Raw genomic sequence first — 21,525 nt, 5'->3', positions numbered from 1 at the left:
TCACATCATCCCAATTGCACCAACACTCTCTTTACCATACTCAGGCAATAATAAGTCTTCAGGAAATTGTCCACTTCTATTGATGTACTCGGAATGTTCCACTGAGAAACCAGCTTTTACTAAACTACGATCTAATACTTCCTTAGTGATCCAATGTACAAATTTAGGCAAAGAGCTTGCCCTCCCACTGCTTTCATATTTTGCTGGTTCGGTGATTTCACCAGGCCATTCCTCATTATCCTCAACACGTCTATTGAATTCAGGAATAAAGCGTTGCCAATTTCTTAAAAAAGGTGTTTCACAAACGATGTATATCTTTCCTTTGGGAGCTAACAATTTTGCTAACAAGGCTAATGATTCTTCTATCTTACTGCCAGTGAAAAAGTGTAAGACACGACAAATCAAAATAGCATCAAAATGCTTCTTAGGAAGGCCAAGTAACTCATTGGGTAACTCACCAGGTACAAGAACTAGCTTACTGCTATCTCCAGTTAAAGAGTCAGTGGATTCCTCTACTGTTTCCAAAAAACGTTTACGAACAACGGCTAAATTTTCAGGATCAATATCATTACAAAAAACAGTTGCTCCTTTTGCAATCGCTTCTAATGTTGCCGCACCAAAAGCTGCACCTATTTCTAATACTTTACCCCCATTTTTAGCGGATAAAGCTGCATGCTCAATGAACTTCTGTGAAACGGGATCACATGGAGTTGTTGTAAACCCTCCAAAAGGATTATGGGTTTTTGTAAATATACCTGTGCTTTCTCTTGAAGATGGGGCTTCTACATGTGCAATACTTTTTGGATCTGTAACAATATTGTTATCGAGATCTATGCTAAATCCGTCCATTTTCGAGATACTCCACGGAGACTGGATCGGTGACTCCGTTTCTAAAATCTGTTCATCGAATAGTTTAGTTGTTTGATCAATCTGTGCTTTGAATGATAAAAGAAATGTAATTGTGGGCGTACCAAAATGATGCTCCCATCGTTTAGCTCTAAGATGCTGAAAATCCTTTATAAGTGATTCACTACTTAGATGACGATAAAAGCCTTCAAATAAAATGGTTGCTTGAGTCATGCAGAGAGATTTATTAGCTTCTTTACTTTTGATTATCTTATCTAACTCGGAAAGAAAAACCAGGCTCTTTTCTGAACTACCATAGGTGTTGTTGTTTTTTCCAACGATCTCTTGAATGCCATTACAAAAATCTAAAAACTCCATTTAAAACACTCCTACATCCTAAAACCATTGCAATATATAATTAAGACTAATTAATTTCAATAATTTTATTCAAATATATGATGACAGCACTTCGAATCGCAATTTGTGCAGTTATTCCTGTTTTAATTACAACATCCTCATTTTTTAGGCATTCAATTGCTAATTTGATCTATATCCAGACGATTTCTTTTCAATCAATTGTTTTGTATAGCGCAATGCATTATAGTGCATTACATTTGCTATCAATTTTGGAGGCTATTTTGGCGACCAATAAAACCGCAACCTTAACAGTAAGAGTTGAACCAAACTTAAAAGAAGCTTTGCGTTTAGCCGCGCAAGTAGAACATCGTTCTATTGCTAATATGCTAGAGGTATTAATAAAAGACCATTGTGAAAAAAAGGGCATTACCCTCACACATAAAAATCAACGAGAGGAAATCGAGTTATGATTAAGACAGTCAAGCAGGCATGTCGTTTTAACCCTGTTATTCATGATTATAGAATGAGTTCCGGCATTGAGAATCTCGCTGACCTAATTAATGACCAAGATGATGGTGAAGTTTTTTTCTCGAGAAATTTTGTTACTCATGGTATGGAACAATTGTTTCGTGAAGGTATGTTGAGATTATCAGGAAAATCTGATCAAGCTGTCTTTGAATTAACACAAGCTATGGGTGGTGGTAAAACCCATATGATGATAGCTCTTGGGCTTTTAGCAAAACATACGCATTTGCGTCCAAAAGTTCTAAGCAGAGAACTAAATTGTCGTTTACATTTTGATAAAGCCCGCATAGCGGCATTCAATGGAAGAAATAATCCAGACAATTATATATGGGGAGATATTGCTACCCAACTTGGAGCAGCAGAGGAAATTAAAGAATACTGGGTTACTGGCCCTAAAGCCGTAGATCAAAAAAAATGGAAGGATATTATTGGTGATAAACCCACACTGATTATGATAGATGAACTTCCTCCTTATTTAGACAATGCTAGTACACAAGTATACGGTTCCGGCACTTTGGCAAATATGGTCGTGTATAGCCTTAGTGCTCTGATGAGCGCTGCTTTAGAATTACCAAATTGCTGTATTGTTATTGCCAATTTATCTGGAAGTTACAAAGCTCAAACAAAGGCATTGGCCGATTCAATATCGAATTTGCAACAAGAAACTCGTCGTCAAGCTATGACTATCACCCCTGTGCAATTATCGGGGAATGAAATTTATGAGATTTTAAAAAAACGTCTAATTGATGAATTACCCGATGAGAAAATAATTAACGGTATTGCGGAAGAATATGCACAACAAATTAAAAAAGCAGAAGATGGCGGATATATTGTTGCAGCAAGTATAGAACAAATAGCCGATCAAATTCGTGAAACCTACCCATTTCATCCTTCATTTAAGCACCTCGTAGCACTTTTTAAAGAAAATGAAGGTTTTAGACAAACTCGTGGTTTGATGCAGTTTACTGCCAGGTTGCTCAAAAGCGTTGAGCAACGTCAAATTGATGATGTTTTTCTTATTGGGACACAACATCTTGATTTAAATGATGAACAAGTTAAAGATGAAATCGAAAGGATTTCACCAAAATTGGTTCCAGCTATTACTCGGGATATCGCAGATAAAGGTGATGCAACAGCAGAATTAATTGACTCTGAGCATAGCACAGATGCTGCCACTCAATTAATGACTTTATTGTTGGCTTCATCATTATCTCGAGTAGTTGGTGGGCGGATAGGATTATCAGAAAGCGAAATCATTGAATTTTTAGCTGCACCAAATAGAAAAGTTGATGAGTTTTTAGATGTCTTACAGAAGCTACGAGAGCAATCCTGGTACTTGCATCGTGAAGATCAACGATTTTTTATCAAAGAAACAGAGAATTTGTCTCGTCAGATAGAGCGTAATGCAAAGGAAATTCCCCAACCTAAAATTGATCAGGCGTTTATCAATAGAATGGCTGGAATCTTACAACCCAATACGCGTAACGCTTACCAGGATGTTCAAATCCTTCCACGTATGGATGAACTGAAATTAAGTGGTCCTAGAGCATTAATTGTTATCAAACCTGACGGGAAGGTGCCACCCAGTGAACTCAAAAATTTCTTTGACTATCAACAAGAAAAAAACAATTTTCTAGTTCTTACAGGGCAAGATAGCATCATGGCTGATGCAGTAGAAGATCGCCTCAGAGAACTTTATGCCATTGAGCAAATTACGGGAAAATTAAAGCCTGGAGATACATTATATGAAGAGGCACGTGACAGATTTGAAGAAGCAGGAGGAAGATTTACGAAATCACTATCAGCTGCCTACAACACTATTTTATTTCCTGGCATTGATGAAACAGATGGTTCAGATAGTTTATTAAAAGTCACCATAGATAATGGGCTTAAAATAGGCATCGGAGATCAATCTGCGGAAACCCAAATAGAAAAACTTATGGCTGATCCTCGCGCAAATTATAAATTGGCTTCTGATTTAAAAGATAATTTTAGTCAATACTTTTCTCTTGCTGAATCGGAGCTTTGGCCATCGGGAGTTTCTAACCGTCGAACACCTTGGAAAGATGTAATTAATAGGGCTAAATGCAACCCTGGTTGGCCTTGGATGCCAGGAAATGGCGGCATGGATACACTCAAAACGGAGGCTCTCAAGCAGGGACGATGGCGTCTTGGGGAAGATGGGTACATAGAAAAGGGCCCTTTTCCTAAAGAAAAAACCAATGTCAATGTAACAGTACTAAATACACATCCTGATACTGGAGAATCAATCCTTAGCCTTACACCTCGTAACGCGGGTGAAAGCCCTGTGATTCATTACTCAACAAAGCCGGAAGTAACGGAGGCAGATCATAAAGTAGAGGATTTAGAAAATTTCATTACCAAGGAAGGTACGCTGTATTTCTTAGTAAAAGATCCAAGCGGAAAATATGAAAGTGGAGCCCCTGCTCGATGGGTTGCTGACTTAAAAATTCGTCATCAAGTAGAACCATTTGCAGATAAACGAAAAATAATTTTACAGTGTACACCTCGTGCAGAAATATCATATACACTAGACGGATCAAATCCAAAAGATGGCAAGATCTACTCTGAACCTTTTGAAATTGGTACAGCTTCGGCTCGTCTGCTTGTTTTTGCAAAATCAGGTGAGGCAACCGGCAGAGATGACTTTCAAATTCCTGATAGCGGCGACAAAACCATCCATATCAATGAAGTAAAACCAGCTCGTTTAAAGAGTTCCAAACGTATACCGTTAGATAGTACTGACAAAGTGTTTGGAGTTATTAACCGATTTAGAGATCAAACCTCTACCCTTTTCAAAGGTGTGAGAATAGAAATCGGTGAGGGTGAAAATACTGTTGCTATTCGATTTGGTGAAAGGCAACTAACCGCAGCAATGATCGAAACGACTATTAATAGCTTGCGAGATATTCTAAGGGAATCGGATGCACCTATCGCAATAGCGGTTAAAGATGGAATAAATTTTGAAAGTGGCTTTGAAGCGAAAGAGTTTGCCAAGATAGTTGGTATTGAGCTTTGCCCAGGTGATATTGCTCAGGATGAATAAGAAGCTCAATTATTTATCAAAGCTAAAGAGGACAGATAAATGATACAGGAAAAAACAAGAATAGGTTCGTTCAAACATGTGACATTGGGGTTTGGTGTACCTGCATCAAGTGATCCACACCATTTTAAAGTCATTATACCTAAAGCTAACAGTGGTAAAGTTATAATTAGCGAATACCTGGGGTTGCAAGCGCAGCGAGATGATTACGCAGTGATTGATAGAGTTATGCTTGAACGATCTCGCTGGACTTGTATTCAGCCTGAGGTACAGCGGACTTTTAACTCTCGCTTGAAGGAGCATGGTGTAAAAACCTCCTCGTGGAAAATAGGTGAAAATGTTGTTGATCGACTTCTTGGCAAAGAATTATGTGTCCTTGCTTGGGCAGTTGAGAAGATGGAATTGGAGAATATTCCCATTGCGGTTCGCAATTGGTTAGCACTTCGTCCAGAAGAACGATGGTGGTTATTTGGTATGAATGCCATAAGTACTGGAGGTATCGAAGATGGAAATAAAGGATGGCGTATTGCCCTACGTCATGCACTTGGCGATATTCCACAGAGTGATTATTTAAAATATGATATAGTCAGTAACGCTTCCGTTGGTGTCTCTTTAAAATCACATGACATAAATTCATTAAAAAATCATATCAATGCGCCGACACTGATTGATACAAATGCACCTTCATCTAGTGATACAAATTCGTTAGCTCAAGATGATATCAACTCATTTCCTTCCAATGAGTCTAACGGAGAAAACACAAGCGCTGTGGAAACTATATTCTTGTTCGAAGCAAAGAGGGCTAAGGCTGAGGGTTATCCCGTAGGTGAAATGAGCAAGCCTGAATTTATCGTAAAAAAGAGCTCTACTGCAAATATTGCACAAGCCAACTCACAGCGACCTGCTATCCGTGAACTGCGTCAGAAGCTTTTGGATGAGGGTGTTTTCCTTAAAGAGGGTGAGATCTATATCTTTACACGCGATTACCAGTTTAACAGCCCAAGCGCCGCCGCTTGTCTGATTGCTGGCAACCCGCGTAGTGGCCTGGATGCTTGGCGGGATAGCAATGGACTTACCCTAAAAGAGCTGGGTTACGGTAAAAAATGTTAACTAATATTCTGATCCCAGAAAAGAGAATAACTCGGAGCCGTGGAATTGTAACTAATACATTGCAGATAAGGCACGATACCTATGCTTAATCTGTTTGGAGATGAAAATTAAATGTCAGAATTAACTCCTCTCGCGCTAAAAGATGCTCCCGCACTGATTGAGGCTGTATTTCCAGCACAAAAGATTTCATTTGAAGCACAGAGAGAACGTAAGTCAGGATCAAATCAAACCCTGACTGCGATAGGCTCTTTTTGGAAAGGTAGAAAACCCCTAATTTTAGTTAGGGCAGTCGTTTTAGGGTGTCTTTTGCCTCAAACAAGTAAAACTGAGAAAGACCTAGAAATTTTCGAAATGTTAATGGGAATTGACGATGATGGCTTAGCCAGAAGAGCGCTAAAACAAAATTCATTAACTCCGAAACAATTAGCTGCACTTATTGAGATCGACAAGCCATGGAAATATTTCAGTTTTTCTGCAAAGGGGTCAATTACTGAAGATGAGATCCAAAACCTTAAATTTCCAATCAACGTTGATGACGCCAAGATTGATATACGTTGGGCAAGAGATATTACAGATGATTTAAAAATTTTTCTGTATCGGTTAGCAATGAAATCAATCACGAGCTATGAAGAAAAAGCTATAAATTGTAAACGCCCTGAAGAGGTTGATGAGGACTGGTTATTACAGCCTGTCTGGTCAAAGATAAATAATTACTATAGCAACTTAGGGATTCAAGCAAATTCGTTGAATGAACTCATCAAACAACTTGGTATACTTCGTTACGGACACAGACCCCTAGTTGGAGATTCCTTTAGTGGCGGCGGGTCGATACCTTTTGAGGCTGCTAGGTTAGGTTGCAACGCATACGCTTCAGACTTGAACCCAGTCGCATGCATGTTGACTTGGGGGGCTATTAATATAATTGGTTCCGACAATCAGAAACGAGAAGTAATATCTCAGGAACAGCAAAAACTTTTCAAAGCTGTGGATGCTGAATTAACTCAATTAGGAATAGAACACGATACTGAAGGTAACAGAGCGAAAGCGTTTTTATATTGTTTAGAAACTACCTGTCCAGAAACTGGATGGTCGATACCACTTGCCCCAAGCTGGGTTATATCAAAGAATCGAAATGTTGTCGCAAAATTAATACCTAACTACTCAAAAAAAACATTTAATATCGAAGTTTTTGAAGGAGTTAGTGATGATGAAATGAAGGTTGCAGAGAAAGGGACGATTCAAAACGGTCACATGATCTACAGATTAGATGGGAAAAATTATCGAACGTCAATTAAAACCCTGAGAGGGGATCATAAAAACGAGACAGGAGAAATTGTCAACAAATTACGAAAATGGGACAAACTAGACTTTCAGCCTAGAAAGGATGATATATTCAGAGAGCGACTGTATGCAATCCAGTGGATTACAAAAGATTCGATATATAATTTTAGGCCATCCACATTTTTTACAAGTGTTAGGGATGAAGATCTGTCAAGGGAAAATAAGGTAAGCGCTATTTTAGAGAAGAATATCTCGTCTTGGCAGGAAAAAGGTTTTATCCCGGATATGTCAATCGAGGCCGGTTACAACACTGATCAGCCTAAAAGAGAGAGAGGCTGGACTCACTGGCATCACTTACATACTCCGAGAAATTTATTAGTCGGTGCAATTACAGCAAAACATATTACTTCAACTACGGCTTTTAATTTTTTAGACCTTCAGAACTTCAACTCTAAGTTATGCAGATGGGCAACCTCAGGTAAAAGAATAGCTAAGGATGGTTCCGGGAAGCAAGTGGGTGGAGCTAGTGACAATGCTACAGACACATTTTCAAATCAAGCGCTGAATCCTAACTATAACTATGCTCACAGAAGTTTTTATGGTTTAAAAGACTCGTATACACCCAAATATCATGCCCGAGGTGTAATTACTACTGACACAAAAATTGTTAATTGTGAATCAAAAAATGTCACTGAGATTTGCGATATATGGATAACAGATCCCCCTTACGCTGATGCTGTCCACTACCATGAAATTACAGAATTTTTTATAGGGTGGTTGCGTAAGAAGGCCCCTGAACCGTTTAATCAGTGGACTTGGGACTCGCGCAGAGCATTAGCTGTTAAAGGTATTGGTGATGATTTCCGAAAAGGAATGGTAGACGCATACTCTACAATGGCCAATCATATGCCAGACAATGGCATGCAGTGCGTAATGTTCACTCACCAAGACTCAGGCGTATGGTCAGATATGATCGGCATATTCTGGGCTGCAGGACTGCAAGTTGTAGGTGCTTGGTACATTGCTACTGAAACAAGTACTGAGCTAAAGAAAGGTGGCTATGTTCAAGGCACTGTGATTTTGATGCTGCGTAAACGACCTGAAGGGGAAAATGCAGGCTTCAAACAGCGTCTTTTGCCCGCAGTTCGTGCTGAAGTGAAAAGCCAGATCGAAACGATGATGCACCTCAACGACGAGGTGAAAGACAAGATGGGCGAGCCAGTGTTTAATGACTCCGACTTACAAATGGCAGGTTACGCAGCTGCTTTAAAAGTGTTGACATCGTATACGCACATTGGTGGCGAAGACGTCACAACCTTCGCGTTGCGCCCTCGCACTAAAGGTGCAGTGACAGTGGTTGATGAAATCGTCCAGCAAGCTGCCGAGGCAGCAAACAGCTTGTTAGTACCAGAAGGCTTGAGCACGAATACCTGGCAAAAATTGAGTGGGGTTCAGCGTTTTTATCTACGTATGATGGATATTGAAACCACAGGTGCAACAAAATTAGATAATTATCAAAACTTTGCTAAGGCGTTTCGTGTTGAAGATTACACCCGCATAATGGGAAACATGACTGCGAATGAAGCAAGATTACGACGTATTTCAGAATTTTCTTCACGTGATTTAACAGAAAGTAATGAAATTGGAGCAACATGGCTTGGTCATATTATTATAGGTCTGCAACAGTTATTGATCGATGTAGATCCTCAAGCAGTGATTAGTCAGTTACAAGCTGAACTACCTGATTTTATGGAAATTAGAAATTTATTAGTAGATATCCTGAAATTTATCGAAATTAAAGCTCCAGAAAAAGAAACTCGTGTAGCTGCTGAAACATTTGGCGCCCGGCTAAGAAACATGCGCGTCTTAAGTCAATAAAGCTTTAAGCACATTTATTTTGAAGAAGGTTAAAAAAATATGGCAATAAGAAGGCTTTCATCAAGAACCCATCGACTTGATACCATTTTTTTATTGAAACAGCTTAAAAACGCCAAGAGCTATAAACGCATAGCAGGCTATTTTACAAGCTCACTGTTTGAAGTTGCCAATGAGCTGATTGAGGATATTCCAGACGTAAAAATCGTATGTAATGTTGACATTCATCCTGATGATTTAAAGATAGCGCAGTTACGCGAGTCAAAAATGATTGGGCGTTGGAATGAGCATGATATTGAAGCCGAAACTCTTCTCAATCGCGACCGTTATCGAAGATTAGATAGTTTTTTAGCCAAACATGGACAGGTGATTCGTGTTGCACCAGATAGCATTTGTGGTTTTCTGCATGGCAAAGCCGGCGTCATTGAGTTAAACGATGGCCGGAAACTTGGTTTTATTGGCTCCATGAACGAAACATGTAGTGGATGGAAGCGGCATTATGAGATTTTATGGGAAGATGATTCTCCGGAAGGGGTCGCATGGATCGAAGAAGAATTTAATTATCTCTGGAATGCAGCTCGTCCATTACCTGATGCTGTAATACGTGAGGTAAAACGTCGTGGGTATCGACGTGAAATTATATTCGATGAAATTGATGATGATGACAACCTTGCGCCAGCAGCGCTTATTGAATCACCACTATATCGCCAAGGCTTTTCACTACAACCCTGGCAACAAGGTTTTGTAAGTGAATGCGTTCGCCACTACCGTAACTATGGTTTTGTGAGGTTATTACTTGCTGATGAAGTTGGATTAGGAAAAACACTATCAATGGGGACTGCAGCTTTAACTTTGTGTTTGCTAAGTGACAAAGGGAATAATAAAAGAAAGCCTGTTGTAATTTTTGCACCTGCGACATTGTGTGAACAATGGCAAACAGAGATGATTGATAAATTAGGTATCCCCTGTGCCCGTTGGCATACCTTAAAAAAATCCTGGCTAGACCCTGACGGAAGAATTATTTCACCATCTGGACAATCTTATATTGCTAATTGTCCATTACGAATTGGGATTATTTCCACTGGTCTCTTGATGCAAGACTCTTTGGAAAAGAACTACTTACTCGGTTTGAATTTTGGTCTTGTCATTCTAGATGAGGCTCATAAAGCAAGAAGCCGACAAGGATTTGATAAGGATGGAGGTTCCCATAATAACTTACTTGCTTTTATGCGCGAAATAGCTGCACGTTCAGATCATGTACTACTTGGAACAGCAACTCCAATCCAAACACGCCCAGAGGATCTTTGGGATTTAATAGGTATATTACAACAATGCAATGGTAGTTTCGTTCTGGGTAACAATTTAGCTAAATGGCATCGTCCTAAAGATGTATTGCCCATTTTGTCCGGTACACAGATAGTCACTGAGCTTAATTTTGCTTGGGAACTATTACGTTCACCGTTCCCTGTTGTAGATTCAACGGATGAGCAACATTCCAGAAAATTAATTCGATCGATCAGAGAGGATCTGGGGATAATAAATAACAATGAAAAATGGGATATTAAGAACCCATTAACTGATTTATCGGAGGACTCCCGAGATTATTTAGAAGACGAATTAAGCAGAGATATATCTGGTGCCAGTTTCTTCCAAAGAGAAAACCCATTTGTTCGTCATATAGTGTTACGTAAACGGGTAACTTTGGAAGATGCAAATCTACTATCGCGTATTGGGGTGGATATCCATCCAGAGCGTAATTTATCAAAAAGCGAACATAAATTTAATAGCCTCTTTGAAGGCAAAGCATTAAGAACAAGTGAAGATTTTCGTCAAGCATACACTGAAGCGCGAAATTTTGGTAAGGTGCTAACCCAAGGTGGTAAAGGTAGCGGTTTTATGAAAAATCTCATGGAGCAACGTATATGTTCAAGTATTACAGCAGGCATTAATACAGCAAAAATGCTCTTAGAAGGTAGAACTGTTCTAGAAGAAGGAGATGAGCAAAGTTTCGAGCTGGAAATTCATAGCCCAGATGAAATTATAGTGCTTGAGCGAATGATCGCTAGACTCGAAAAAATTAAAGAAGATCCTAAACTTCAAGCCGTTATTCATTACCTTGAAGAAGAACAATGGCTGAAACATGGAGTAATTATTTTTAGTCAATATTATGATACTGCAAAATGGATAGCTGATTCTTTAGCTATTCGATATCCGGAACAAGCAGTAGGATTATATGCTGGTGCAGGACGAAGTCGGTTATATCAAAAAGGTGATAGCGTGAATATTGAACGCGAAACCTTAAAGCGCATGGTTGCTGAACATCAATTAGAAATCATGGTTGCAACGGATGCTGCTTGTGAGGGACTGAACTTGCAAACACTTGGGACATTAATAAATATAGATCTCCCTTGGAATCCTACAAAATTAGAGCAGCGAATTGGTAGAATTAAAAGATTCGGCCAAGTGCGTAGTAAAGTTGATATGTTAAATCTGGTTAATGAAAAAACCGTCGATGAGAAAGTATATGAAAAACTTTCTGAAAGAATGCAGGATCGCTATAATTTATTTGGATCATTACCTGATACAATTCGAGATGAATGGATAGAAGATATTGAAGCGTTGGGAGAAAAAATGGATGAGTATATTAATAATCAAAAAAAAGCCAACGCATTTGATTTACGCTACAAATCCACTATTGAACCTTCTGACAAGGATTGGCGTGATTGTTCTGATGTGCTCTCAAGAAGAGATTTTCTTGAATTAATGACCTTAGGTTGGGGTGTTACTAAATGACATAATGCTTTTGAAATTTCATAGCACCTCCTTTGTATATTAAAACTGACCAACAAAAGAAATTCGATTCTACATGTATTAACCTGACTTTATTAAATAATCTGTCCATCCATAAGAGTAATTAAAAGGTATTTCAAATTTATTGTTAATTCCTTTTTATTAAAATTAAGGAACCCAGCAGTAAAAAAATGATTAAATTACTCTTTTTACATTATAGCAGCCAATAATGTCGCCAATAGCGAATTAAAAGCATTGACTTGGCGAACAGATTAAGATTAAATACCAATCACGGAATAGCTCCATTATCTGGCACTCCTCTGGAGTGCGGAGTCTTAGACTCCAACAATTTTGTTTCCTTATGCACGTTTGTACTAGTGGTATCAGATCTAGGCGCAAGCAAACAACCCGTTCCTTATACAAGGGGCAGGCTTGTATAAGGAACGGTGATAGTTCAGGCTTAGAGGAATGTGTTTTTGTTTTTATCCGTATCTTTCTGTTTAAAAGGGGCAAGTACAACAATATCGTTGTGCTAAACAGAAAGGAGTCATAATGGCTTTAAAAAAAACAAAAACCGCCAAACGAAAAAGCTGTAAATTTAAATTAATGAAAGCTTTAATTACTGTAGGGATAGTTATAGTAAAAATACTACGTATTATCGATCGAATTAATGATTTATTTGGCTAACCCCTAAGCCGCCACTAATCACAAAGAGAATCATTATGTTGGGACAAGCATTAAAATATATTCGTATGTATCACCAATTAAACCAAGCAGCACTTGCTCAGGAATTAAATATATCTCGTTCATTTCTTTCTGAAATAGAATCAAATAAAAAACAGCCGTCTATTGAATTATTAGAAAAATATTCTTCCTTTTTTGGTGTTCCAGTTTCCTCTCTTCTATTTTTTTCCGAACACTTAAGTGCCAATAATATTTCTGAAAAAGGCCGTGTTTTTATTGCGAAGAAAATATTAAATATTATGGGTTGGTTGGCTGATAAGGATAGTCATAATGGTAAAACAAATTGATCGATACCCACTTGAAAGAAGCCCATTATATAATTCTAAATCTTTAAAAAAAATTTCTTGCCTGTTATCCCTGAAACCAGCGTGGGTAAATAAAAATGATCGCTCTAAACCTATATTACAAAAATTATATAAACTCACTACAACCGATTTAGATAATTTTGCAACTAACGCGAATTATACAATAAAGGACATAGTTGATAAAAAGGGAAAATCAAGAAGCACTGAAATTCCAGCAATCGATTTAAAATGGCTTCACTACAGACTCGAATACTTATTAAAAAAAATCGAGCCGCCACCCTATCTATTTTCCGCGATAAAGGGACGCTCATGTAAAGACAATGCAAGAATGCATGTTAATAATACCCAACTATTCAAAATAGACATAAAAACATTTTACCCCAACATTACCTTTGGAAAAGTTTATAATTTCTATCGCTACATTCTCAACTGCGAGGATCATATCGCAACAGTTTTAACAAAAGTATCCACATACAACGAGCACTTACCTACCGGAAGTCCTTTAAGCCCTATTTTATCCTTTTATGCATGCAAACCCATGTTTGATGAAATTTATCAATTGGCATTAGAACATAATTGCGTAATGACACTTTATGTTGACGATATTTGTGTTTCTGGTGATAAAGCAACAAAAGCTCTTTTATGGAAAATTAAACAAATCATTCACAGGTACGGACTGCGCTACCACAAAGTGAAATTCTACTCAAAAACACAGCCCAAAACAGTCACTGGAGTTATTGTTACTGAAAATAGCATTAAACTACCGAATAGACGTCATCAAGCTATTACCGAAAGAATTACTTATATTCAATCTCCATCCCTTACGACAAAGGAAAAGAGACAAGCAAATAATTCCCTATTAGGACAGTTGAATGAAGCCATGCAACTAGAACCCAAGCTGACAAAAACGAAGGCACATCTCATCCAGAAGGGCCTATTAAAACCACATATGAGCTTGCCTCGAAGTAATTCAAAAAGGAAATCAAAGTAATCGCAATCATAAGCACCTGATAAATGCCAGAACAACACCAACAATACGGTGTGTACCTGTCTGAACGATTCGAATTGTCGCCCAATTTTCATTCTTTGGAATCAACTCAAACTCATTTATAATATTTCCTGCGGACAACTGCTTATAACGACGCACTATCACATCATTTGTCTCCTGAAAGGTGGCAATAACCAATCCTCCTGGTTGACTTGATTGATCCGGATCAACAATTAAAACATCACCAATTTTTAACTCGGGATACATGCTGTCATCTTGTACACGAAAGGCAAAAGTATTCTCACTCAGTTTCTGGGATATTTCGGGGCTGAGTGGAATAAACGTAACAGAGTGCTGCCCTGTTTCATCTCTAATCGATTGAATAACAGATCTTGGATCACAAGCCTGTTGAGAGTTTAATAAGGGAACCAAAGCACCTAGCCACGGAAATTCCTGCTTTACCTGCTTATCATCCGTCAAACACATCAAATAGGCAGGTGCGATATTCAAGGCCTCAGCCAACTGCTTAATTTCTTCAGGTCCTGGCGTTCTTAATCCTCTTTCCCAGTTATTAATCCTGGAGGGCTTTAAGTCGTCTGTAAGCTCTGCAAGAGCTTTTCTGGTTAGTCCTTTAGCCTGACGCTCTTGAAAAATTCGTTCACCAATCTTTTCTTTGATGTTCATCATTGAGTTATACCTTTTCTCAAATTAACAAATTAATCCATTGACAATTTACTATTGGTGCAATATTGTCATATTTAATTACACGTAACGTGTAATTAATAAGTTAAATATCTCAAAATAAGATAACACAAAATAAAAATAATAACGATATGTACAAACCAGGAATGTGTATCAATTATGGATTTTATGTTGAACAGTGAGGAACTTGAGGCGCAAGAGTAAAATTTAAAATAACTGTGACAATCAGTCTAAATGGCTAACAACCACTTATTTAAGTCATTAATAACTGTATCTATCTTTTCTGGCAAACCAAGTGCCTGAACTCTATCAACACCTAAAACACGTAAATGCCCAGACCAAAGAAGCTGCATTCGTTCTAATTCATCAGACTGAAAATGAACTGGAAGAGAAAATACTGTTCCCCGGTTTTGGAATGTTTGGGTAATATTATCCTTTAACCGAATTTTATCAATCAGCTTACTCTCGCTGCGACATAACAATAACAGATCATGATAATCTTTCATGCGACTATTAGCTGCTCCCCGAGAAATGAGGGTTTCTAGTTTTTCGGCAAAAATGGTTTCTACGGGATATACTTCCAACGAAATATGATCTTCAAACAATGGCTTTTCTTTGTAATTAAAGGATGGCCACTCTAGTAATACTGGATCAACAATATCACCCACACCGATGTCCACAAAAAATTTATCGCTCATCACCCCAAATTGAACGGCGATCCCTATTTGAAACCCAGGGTAATTCATATGTTGGTGATCTAAATCATCAAGATTGATGAATTGCATGTGAAACCCATCATCCAAATTGAGTAAACAAATTTCTTGCATGATTAATTCTACATTGGATTTTTCTGCATTTAGTCGTCTAGCTAATAGATCAATATCAATGGTTTCTCTGCCAATAGTCAGGTAATAGGATAATAGCAAGCCGCCTTTGAATATGAATTTATCAGAATATTCAGAACTAGAAAGTCTAGCTAAAAATCGCTCTAAAACTAATAACTTCCAGACTTCATTAAAACTCTTACCTTTTTCTTTGCCAATATGTTTTAAGCGTGTTTTTAAGGCTTGTTCATTCATGTTGTCACCGTCAAAATATAAGGTTCAAGATTAAGTCCAAATTCTCTCGCATACTGCTGAAGCTTTTTAATATCCAATTTTTTTGTCGCTCTACCACTCACAGCTGCTTTAAGCGCTTTAATGGCAATTTCTTTACTGAGATAGCGAAAAGCGTCTATTATCGTTCTTTCTCTGTCAAAAATGACAACTGTTTCCCGCCCTATTGGGTACAGTGTTTTACCTGTTTCTATATCTCGCATTCTAACAATACGGGTATGATCTCGTTTTGGTGCCGTAGTAGAATGAGGAACGGCTATCCAATGCTCTCTTGGCATTTCATCTGTCAACTCATATAGAGCCAAAGCAGAGACTAGACAGACCACACCTTGTGGGATACTTTTGGCAATGATAATCAGATCTTCCCATTGAAAATCCGCATCAATAGAGGATTCTACACCTCGATAAACACCGTGACCAATGCGTTCAATCCTATTAGTTTTTACATAATAGCTGAGCCGGCTGGGATGGATACCTGCTTCACGTGCCTCTGCGGCGTAAAAGACTGGTCTTGCAAACAGATCTTTCAGTGTCATTTCATTATTTAGTTTCATACCTATAATTTTAATATTAAAACCCAATAACGTCAAATGGGTTTCAATATTAAAATAACTCCGTAAAAACCCATTGTGGGGAATTTGCGTATTTGAGTACGACTCTGTTATACTTCGTACGACAATTGTAGTGGTTTCCTGCGATTAAAATTATAATAAAATCAATTACTTATTTTGGCATTGACGGGCTCATAATCCGTTGGTCCTAGGTTCAAGTCCTAGTGGGCCCACCAATAAAATCAAGTAGTTACGAGCAGTTCCAAAAAATTGAAGACCTCTGAGGGGCACTGATGGGGCACTCAGAAATAATAAATACCAACACATAACGATAATAAACAGTGATTTCATCAAATTTCTAAAGTTTAATTTGATGCATTTACCAGTTCGTTCTTTCCTCATTAAAGAATTCTCCCCATTGTCCGATAAATTTAATTAAGGATATTCCTTCAAGCACTTCAATAAATCATAAGGACGGATATTGGAATGTATCTTGCAAAGCTTGCAATTAAAAACTTTCGTTCTATGTCCTCTTGTGAAATAAATTTTCAAATAGGACTAAATATCATTGTTGGTGAAAATAATATTGGTAAAAGTACAGTCATAGATGCATTAAGAGCCCTATTACCCAGTATTGATCAACAAAATCCTAGTCTCACTGATTTAGATATCTGCTCAGAAAATCCAGAAAGCCCTATTGAGTTTGCATATATATTTGATGGATTAACTAAAAATGAAGAAGCGATTTTCATTGAAGCGTTAGTTCCTTATGAACAAAGATTCCAAGCACATTTTTTTGTGCGACTTTCTCCTGGTAAATATGGGAGAAAGCTATTAACAAAAAGATGGTGCGGAGCACATGAAAATCAAAGTCTCCCTTCCGAAACTCTCGAAGAACTGGTGAGCGTGTATCTCCCTCCTCTTAGAAACCCAACAGATGGACTAAAACCTGGTTATATTAGCCAGATAGCTAGACTTGTGAAATGTTTCTCTTCAAAAAATGATGAAGAAAATTTAATCAATCTCGTTAAAAATGTAGATGAAGAATTAAAGACACAACCCCCCGTTTCCAAAGCCTCCGAAGCAATTAACCAAAAAATAAAAGATATTACTGGGAAGGAGTTATATCGCCAAATTGAACTCTCATTTTCTGGGACAGAATTCAATAAAATCCTTGGACGACTGGCTCTTTTCATTGAAGGTATGGATGTCGAACAAAATGGGTTGGGATATAATAATGTTATTTTCACAGCTGCAGTACTAGGCCAACTAACCCACGAACATAAGGCAACGTATCGAGCCCTTCTCATTGAGGAACCAGAAGCTCATCTCCACCCACAATTACAGGTTCTTTTGTTACAGCATTTAAAAAAACAAGCAACAAATACTCAGAGCTATGAAAATGGAAGATTCAATGAACAACAATCAGAACCTTTGCCTGTACAAGTAATTGTTACATCCCATTCGCCAATATTTGCAAGTCAAGCTCCTTTGGATAGTATTGTGAGTCTTTGCGGGAAAGGAAAATCTTTTAGTATCGCCTCACTAAAAAATAATCCGCATAAGAAAAAATTAGAACGCTATTTGGACTCGACTCGAGCTGAATTATTTTTTGCAAAAAAAATAATAATGGTTGAGGGAATTGCTGAGGCTTTACTTATATCACTTTTTGCAAAAAGAATTGGCATTAATCTCAAGGAAAAATCGGTTTCAATAGTAAATGTACAAGGTCTAAATTTTGATGCATTTCTTTCTATCCTCTCGGAGGGAATTGAAATCCCATGCGCTGTAATTACAGATTCAGATCCACAAAAAGATTTCTATCCTACCGCTACAGAGATAGTTACATCTTCACCTACAGCATCTGCATTGAAAGATAAAGAGACAAATTTAATAAAAGTTTTTTTGTCTCAGAAGACATTTGAATATGACCTTGCACTATATCCTGATAATTTGCCAACACTTACCAAAGCATTTAAGGCTTGTCATTGTCAGGTCGGACATAAACTTGAGGCAGAATTAGACACAATTGAAGATAGTTTTGAAAAGACCAAAATGTTTTTTTCCTATTTTAATAATTCCTGTAGATCCAAAGGGGAGTTTGCACAAGAGCTAGCTAATTTACTGGAAGAAAATATAAACTTTACCGTCCCTAACTACATTATTAATGCAATCAAATACATTACAGATGAACACATTAAATCTTTCATGGGCGATAAAGAATGTTAGATTTTAATGATGCATTTTCAAAAGCAACGCCCGAACAACAAGATATTATTAAAAATGCATCAACATCATCAGCAATTATATCTTGCCCCGGCAGCGGAAAAACATTCACTGTAGCACTTCGAATGATTTATCGTCTTGCTAATTGGGAATCTACACATTCAGGTATTGCACTCCTATCACATACAAACATAGCCATTACAAGCTTTGAAAAACAGTTCAAAGAATTAGGATATTCTGCCTTACCAATATCTCCGCATTTTGTGGGTACATTAGATGGATTCATAACAAGATTTTTACTTTTAAATTTTGGCCACATTGTGATGGGATGTGAAGGCTCGCCAACTTTAGTTAGAGGAAATGAGAAAATCTTTAATAATCAGACTCAATTAAATGTATTTTTCTCAAAATTTCCTATTAATGTAGTCAAATTAAAAATAGGAATAGATACAGATGGCACACCTTTATTTTATTCCCAAGAAAAAGGCATATCCTACCCAATAAAACAATCTCAAGCACTTCAAGCCTTAACCATTTTAGGCAAGCAAGGTTTTTATACACATGATCACGCAAGATACTGGGGGAGCAAAATTTTAGATGAAATTCCAAGGTTGCGTGAGATTTTAGCTAGACGCTTTCCTGAAATTATTGTTGATGAAGCACAAGATACGAATATATGGCAACAACGAATTTTATGTAATTTGGAACAAGCAGGAACCCAGCTAATGTTGGTAGGTGATCCAGACCAAGCTATATTTGAATTTGGTATGGGTAATGCCGATCATCTGAATCATCATGCCCAGAAAAAGAATGTAGATAACAAGAAAATTTCTAAAAATATTCGCTCCAATCAAACCATTGTTACAGCGATAAAACCCTTTGGCGAAGCAACTGATATGTTTTCAAATAATATATGTTCTGAGCAATGGCAAGGAGCTTTTTTTATTAAGTATAATACTAATGAAGAAAATTCGGCTTTGGAGAAATTCAGCCAATACATAAGGTGTAATAAATTAGATGAAAAACATTGCGCAGTTATCGCCCGCTCCAGAGATATGGTAAAAAAATTGACAGGTGATAAGAGTACCTATAAAAGTACTGTAACTCACCGATTCGCTAAAGCAAGCTTAGAACGAGATTGCCATAAAAATCTACTCAACGCCTTTGATCAATGTAAAGAGCTTGTTTTAAATTTGTGTGAAGCTACTCAAAAATGGAAAGCGTTGGAGAGGGATAATACTCGCAATGAAATTCGTAAAGAGTTTATAAAGAAACTATGGAGTTTTGTAAGCGATGTAGAAAATGGGCTTCCTTGTGCAAGTCTAAAAGCCAAAAGTGAATGGCACCCCCAATTAAAAAAAGCACTTCAAGCTTTATGCGAAGAACTATCCTCTCTGGAAGGATTCATTTGTCCTCAAAAACTGGGAGTTACCATAAAAAATACAGATCTTAGTGATGAGCCTATTTCAAGTAACGTAATTCCGAATAAAGAAAATGGAATACATATAAACACAGTCCATGGAGTAAAAGGTGATACCTTTGACGCAGTTCTCTACATAATGACAGAAGAACATTTAAAACCTCTTGTGAACAAACTTAAAGGAGAAAATTTCAATAGCGAACTTTTAAAAATTGGATATGTCGCTATGACACGTCCTCGTCACCTACTCTGGTTAGCAATACCTGCTAAGGCGTTTATCAAATATCAACAATTACTTATTAATGTTGGATTTCAACACATTCCAAGCCAACAAGATGACTATAAATAGAACAATTAATGTTAATAACTCGACATATTTCACACTAGCTGCCCCTTAAGTGCCCCAATACGAAAAATAAAATATATTTTTTATTATTTTTCAGTAGGTTAAATTATAAGATCATAGGATTAATCATCACTTGTTGTTATTTATTTTGATTTATCGTAATCTTTTGCCCTTTATAATAAAGTTGTAAATATTATGGCAAATATAGAGAAACGAACTAGCAAAGAAGGAAAAACTAGTTATCGAGTAAAGGTACGATTAAAAGGATTCCCAACACAGCAGGCAACCTTTGATCGCCTAACTGATGCTCGTAAATGGGCACAACAGACCGAGGCAGCGATAAGAGAAGGCCGTCATTTCAAAACTACCGAAGCAAAACGTAGAACTCTATGTGAAATGATCGATCGCTATATTAAAGATATTCTTCCTACAAAACCTAAAAATAGCAAAAATACTTTACTACATCTGACATGGTGGAAAGATGCTTTAGGGCAATATAGCCTGGCTGAAATATCTCCTGCCCTTATTGCAGAAAAAAGAGATCTCTTGGCCTCTGAAATGACTAGCCGAAAAACCCTCCGCTCCCCTTCTACAGTAGTACGTTATATGGCGGCTCTGTCACATGCTTTTACAATTGCTGTTAAAGAATGGGGTTGGTTAGAAGACTCCCCTATGCGAAGAGTAACAAAACCGAAGGAACCACGAGGCCGAGTACGTTTTCTATCAGATGAAGAACGCAGCCATTTACTACATGAATGTAGGAGTAGCGAAAGCAAATATCTCTATATTGCAGTAGTTCTTGCCCTATCAACTGGTGGAAGAAGAATGGAAATATTGGGTCTATGTTGGAAAGATGTTGATTTAAACAGAGGCATTATAACCTTACATGAAACAAAGAATGGTGAACGCAGAATTTTACCATTAGCTGGACACGCACTAGAGCTAATGAAACAGCACGCAAAAATTCGTCATGTAAACAGTGAATTTGTTTTCCCGAGTAATAACTTAAAAAATCCCATTGATCTCCGAACACCTTTTGAAAATGCTTTAAAAAGAGCAGGAATTTCTGATTTTCGTTGGCACGACTTAAGACATAGTTGCGCCTCTTATTTAGCTATGAATGGCGCCAGTCTTGCCGAAATCGCAGAAATCCTTGGGCATAAAACTTTACAAATGGTAAAGCGTTACGCACATCTATCAGATGCTCACACTAGTACTATTTCCATTTAATTTTGACATGTGAGGCTAGCATAAGCCTTATCAAATTTTTGCCTGGCATC

General features: G+C 37.6%; 15 protein-coding genes. 11 read left to right on the top strand and 4 right to left on the bottom strand.

Going from position 1 to position 21,525, the window contains the following annotated elements:
• On the bottom strand, positions 1-1,224 hold the full coding sequence (locus tag ACFORL_RS11410) for a class I SAM-dependent methyltransferase (RefSeq protein ID WP_382344123.1): 1,224 nt from the start codon (positions 1,222-1,224) through the stop codon (positions 1-3).
• A gap of 77 nt (positions 1,225-1,301) precedes the next feature.
• On the opposite strand from ACFORL_RS11410, the gene ACFORL_RS11405 reads away from it, so the two are divergent.
• From ACFORL_RS11405 to ACFORL_RS11370, 8 genes are all read left to right on the top strand, one after another.
• On the top strand, positions 1,302-1,673 hold the full coding sequence (locus tag ACFORL_RS11405; protein ID WP_382344121.1) for a hypothetical protein: 372 nt from the start codon (positions 1,302-1,304) through the stop codon (positions 1,671-1,673).
• Positions 1,670-4,795, top strand: a complete 3,126-nt coding sequence (locus ACFORL_RS11400) for an anti-phage-associated DUF499 domain-containing protein (RefSeq protein WP_382344119.1) — start codon at positions 1,670-1,672, stop codon at positions 4,793-4,795. Before ACFORL_RS11405 ends, ACFORL_RS11400 begins: the two co-directional genes overlap by 4 nt.
• Before the next feature lie 39 nt (positions 4,796-4,834).
• Positions 4,835-5,902: an anti-phage-associated DUF3780 domain-containing protein gene (locus tag ACFORL_RS11395; RefSeq protein ID WP_382344117.1), complete on the top strand. Its 1,068-nt coding sequence runs from the start codon at positions 4,835-4,837 to the stop codon at positions 5,900-5,902.
• A 111-nt stretch (positions 5,903-6,013) separates the two neighbouring features.
• Positions 6,014-9,061, top strand: coding sequence for an anti-phage-associated DUF1156 domain-containing protein (locus tag ACFORL_RS11390; RefSeq protein ID WP_382344115.1), 3,048 nt, complete (start codon positions 6,014-6,016; stop codon positions 9,059-9,061).
• A gap of 39 nt (positions 9,062-9,100) precedes the next feature.
• Entirely contained in the window at positions 9,101-11,851 is a 2,751-nt protein-coding gene (locus ACFORL_RS11385) for a phospholipase D-like domain-containing anti-phage protein (protein ID WP_382344113.1), read from the top strand.
• 549 nt (positions 11,852-12,400) lie between these two features.
• Positions 12,401-12,535 (top strand): hypothetical protein, encoded by a 135-nt coding sequence (locus ACFORL_RS11380; protein WP_382344111.1) that lies wholly within the window; start codon positions 12,401-12,403, stop codon positions 12,533-12,535.
• A gap of 35 nt (positions 12,536-12,570) precedes the next feature.
• On the top strand, positions 12,571-12,879 hold the full coding sequence (locus ACFORL_RS11375) for a helix-turn-helix transcriptional regulator (RefSeq protein WP_382344109.1): 309 nt from the start codon (positions 12,571-12,573) through the stop codon (positions 12,877-12,879).
• A complete protein-coding gene (locus ACFORL_RS11370; protein ID WP_382344107.1) occupies positions 12,863-13,888 on the top strand; it encodes a reverse transcriptase family protein in 1,026 nt (341 codons plus the stop codon). Before ACFORL_RS11375 ends, ACFORL_RS11370 begins: the two co-directional genes overlap by 17 nt.
• Positions 13,889-13,894: 6 nt before the next feature.
• On the opposite strand, the gene ACFORL_RS11365 is transcribed toward ACFORL_RS11370, so the two are convergent.
• From ACFORL_RS11365 to ACFORL_RS11355, 3 genes are all read right to left on the bottom strand, one after another.
• The gene (locus tag ACFORL_RS11365; protein WP_382344105.1) at positions 13,895-14,572 is read right to left on the bottom strand and encodes a helix-turn-helix domain-containing protein; all 678 of its coding nucleotides are present in this window, start codon (positions 14,570-14,572) and stop codon (positions 13,895-13,897) included.
• Positions 14,573-14,817: 245 nt separating this feature from the next.
• Entirely contained in the window at positions 14,818-15,666 is an 849-nt protein-coding gene (locus ACFORL_RS11360) for a nucleotidyl transferase AbiEii/AbiGii toxin family protein (protein WP_382344104.1), read from the bottom strand.
• Positions 15,663-16,256 carry a type IV toxin-antitoxin system AbiEi family antitoxin domain-containing protein gene (locus tag ACFORL_RS11355; protein WP_382344101.1) on the bottom strand — a complete coding sequence of 198 codons (594 nt, stop codon included), beginning with the start codon at positions 16,254-16,256 and terminating at the stop codon, positions 15,663-15,665. Before ACFORL_RS11355 ends, ACFORL_RS11360 begins: the two co-directional genes overlap by 4 nt.
• Positions 16,257-16,739: 483 nt before the next feature.
• Between ACFORL_RS11355 and ACFORL_RS11350 the strand changes: the two genes are divergently transcribed.
• The 3 genes from ACFORL_RS11350 (at position 16,740) to ACFORL_RS11340 (ending at position 21,475) form a co-directional block, all read left to right on the top strand.
• A complete protein-coding gene (locus ACFORL_RS11350; RefSeq protein WP_382344099.1) occupies positions 16,740-18,482 on the top strand; it encodes an ATP-dependent nuclease in 1,743 nt (580 codons plus the stop codon).
• Positions 18,476-20,248 carry a UvrD-helicase domain-containing protein gene (locus ACFORL_RS11345; RefSeq protein ID WP_382344097.1) on the top strand — a complete coding sequence of 591 codons (1,773 nt, stop codon included), beginning with the start codon at positions 18,476-18,478 and terminating at the stop codon, positions 20,246-20,248. The genes ACFORL_RS11350 and ACFORL_RS11345 overlap by 7 nt, the downstream gene beginning before the upstream one ends.
• Positions 20,249-20,440: 192 nt before the next feature.
• Complete coding sequence (locus ACFORL_RS11340) at positions 20,441-21,475, top strand: tyrosine-type recombinase/integrase (protein ID WP_382344095.1); 1,035 nt, start codon at positions 20,441-20,443, stop codon at positions 21,473-21,475.
• The last annotated feature ends 50 nt before the right edge of the window (positions 21,476-21,525 follow it).

Source organism: Legionella dresdenensis, from assembly GCF_042649825.1.
GTDB lineage: Bacteria > Pseudomonadota > Gammaproteobacteria > Legionellales > Legionellaceae > Legionella_C > Legionella_C dresdenensis.
This window is presented reverse-complemented; position numbering and strand designations above follow the sequence as displayed.